Genomic DNA, 2329 nt, shown 5'->3' with positions numbered 1-2329 from the left:
AAGACGAGCGCGAACAGGGAATCAGGGCCTATCTGAATTTTGGGCACACGCTTGGCCACGCCGTTGAAGCCGAATACGGCTACGGAGAGATGACCCATGGCGACGCTGTCGCTTTAGGCATGCAATTTGCTTTGTTTGTCAGCGAGAAGGTGTTGAATTGTCCTGTTGACCGCACAAAAATCGCCGCCTGGCTGAAAAATCTCGGCTATCCGGAAAGCGTAAAACGCGAAGTTTCAACAGAAGCTCTCATCAATCGAATGATGAACGATAAAAAAACACGCGGAGGCATCATTCAGTTTGTTCTGCTGGATAAGATCGGCAGTGTGCGGCTGCACTCCTTTAAAGCCGATGAAATTGAACGATGGCTGAATATGTGGAGATTGGAGGGAGGCAAATGATGATGCGCGGAATTCGGGGAGCGACGACAGTTGACCAGGATACAGAAAAAGACATTACGGAGCGGACGAAGCAGCTGATCGGAAAAATGATCGATGAAAATCAACTCAAACCTGAGCAAGTCGTGCAGATCTTCATTTCTGCCACTTCCGATATTCACGCTGCTTTTCCCGCAAAGGTCGTCAGAACGTTTGACGGCTGGCAGCATGTGCCCGTCATGTGCATGCAGGAAATGGATGTTGAACACGCCCTTAAAAAATGCATCAGAGTGATGATGACGGTTCAGACGGATATGCGGCAGGATGAAGTCCGCCACGTTTATTTAGAAAATGCCGTAACGCTCAGACCTGATTTGTCATTGACAAAAAATACTGAATTGTAATACGATTGTAGAAACCTTGAAATACACAGGAGTGTGTATGGGGTTTTAGTTTAGAAAAGCTGAGTATGAGACTAGGGTAGATTGAGAATGAGCTGAGATGAGCTGAGTTGAGACAAAACGTTTATTCATTCTACCCAAAAGACGCTGTTCTTTTGGGTTTGTTTCGTTTTCCCCTCTTCAATTCAATCATTTGTCCTCTAAAGGCCTTCTTCTCATTCTCTCCGCCTGAATAAGGAGTGAGAGATTGTTGAGTCTGCAAACCGATTTTGCCTCTTTTTCAGAGGATACTTCACACTTTAAAACAATACCGATAATTGAGAGTTTTTCCGTCGATACGCTGACGCCCGTTCAATTGGTCGAGAAGCTGCAGGAAAACATCGTGTATTTGCTGGAAAGCCAGGATGAAACCTCTGCATGGTCAAGATATTCTTTCATCGGTCTGGACCCCTTTTTGACGATCAAAGAAGAATGCGGCCGGTTTCACGCCTGCGATCAAAAGCAGAAAAAGCTATATTCAGCTTCACAGTTAAAAGAAATTCTCGAATGGATGTCGGAGACATATTCGATCAAAGCGCCTGAGCTCGACATCCCGTTTACAGGGGGAGCGGTCGGCTATTTAAGCTATGATTTAATGCCGCTCATTGAACCGTCCGTCAAAGGGCACAGCAAAGAAACGGAGATGGAAAAATGCCTCCTGTTTGTCTGCCGGACGATGATCGCCTATGATCACGAGCTGAAAAAGCTGCATTTCATCCACTATGCAAGGCTTGAAGGCAGTGAAACAAGGGAGGAGAAACAGCGCATTTTTAAAAAGGGGAAAGAAGAGCTCAAACAGCTTACACAAAGGCTGTCAGGCCGGAAAACGACGAAAGAGCTGTTTCTCCCGCAAGGACGGCACACGGCCCCCAGCTTTAAAGGGGTTCAATCAACATATGAGAAATCCCGGTTTTTGGCCGATGTTAATCGCTTGAAAGAGTACATTAAAGCGGGAGACATTTTTCAAGGCGTCCTTTCGCAAAGGTTCGATATTCCGGTGAAGGTCAGTTCTTTTGAGTTATACAGAGTGCTGAGAATGGTCAACCCGTCCCCGTACATGTACTACATGAAGCTTCCTGACCGCGATCTCGTCGGAAGCTCGCCTGAACGCCTGATCCATGTTCAAAACGGTCATCTTGAAATTCATCCGATTGCCGGCACGAGGAAAAGAGGCGGTGATCAGGCTGAAGATAAGCGGCTCGAAAAAGATCTTTTAGCTGATGAGAAAGAAAAAGCGGAGCACTACATGCTCGTCGATTTGGCGAGAAATGATATCGGCAGAGTAGCTGAGTACGGATCTGTCCAAGTGCCCGAGTTTACGAAAATCGTTTCCTTTTCACACGTCATGCACATCATTTCGATCGTAACCGGCTCGTTAAAAGCGGGCGTTCATCCGGTAGACGCTTTAATGAGCGCATTTCCGGCCGGAACTTTGACCGGCGCTCCGAAAATCCGCGCGATTCAGCTTTTAAATGAACTTGAGCCCGAACCGAGGGAAACATATGCGGGATGCAT

At 46.9% G+C, this 2329-nt stretch carries 2 protein-coding genes and 1 pseudogene; all 3 read left to right on the top strand.

The window, feature by feature from the left end; genetic code table 11:
* Positions 1–398, top strand: a pseudogene (locus C1T29_RS13740) (3-dehydroquinate synthase); the annotation flags it as partial.
* A complete protein-coding gene (gene aroH, locus C1T29_RS13735) occupies positions 395–778 on the top strand; it encodes a chorismate mutase (RefSeq protein ID WP_023857449.1) in 384 nt (127 codons plus the stop codon). The pseudogene C1T29_RS13740 and the gene aroH, both read left to right, overlap by 4 nt.
* A 247-nt stretch (positions 779–1025) precedes the next feature.
* Positions 1026–2329: chorismate-binding protein (locus C1T29_RS13730; RefSeq protein ID WP_208945459.1), on the top strand; the 1304-nt coding region annotated here is incomplete at its 3' end.

The sequence above is a fragment of the Bacillus sp. MBGLi79 genome, from assembly GCF_002953915.1.
Note: the sequence above shows the minus strand (reverse complement) of the source record. Positions and strands in the feature narration are given on the sequence as shown.

Coding starts and splice junctions, on each gene's coding strand:
- aroH (WP_023857449.1), top strand. CDS start 395: ATGATGATGCGCGGAATTCGGGGAGCGACGACAGTTGACCAGGATACA.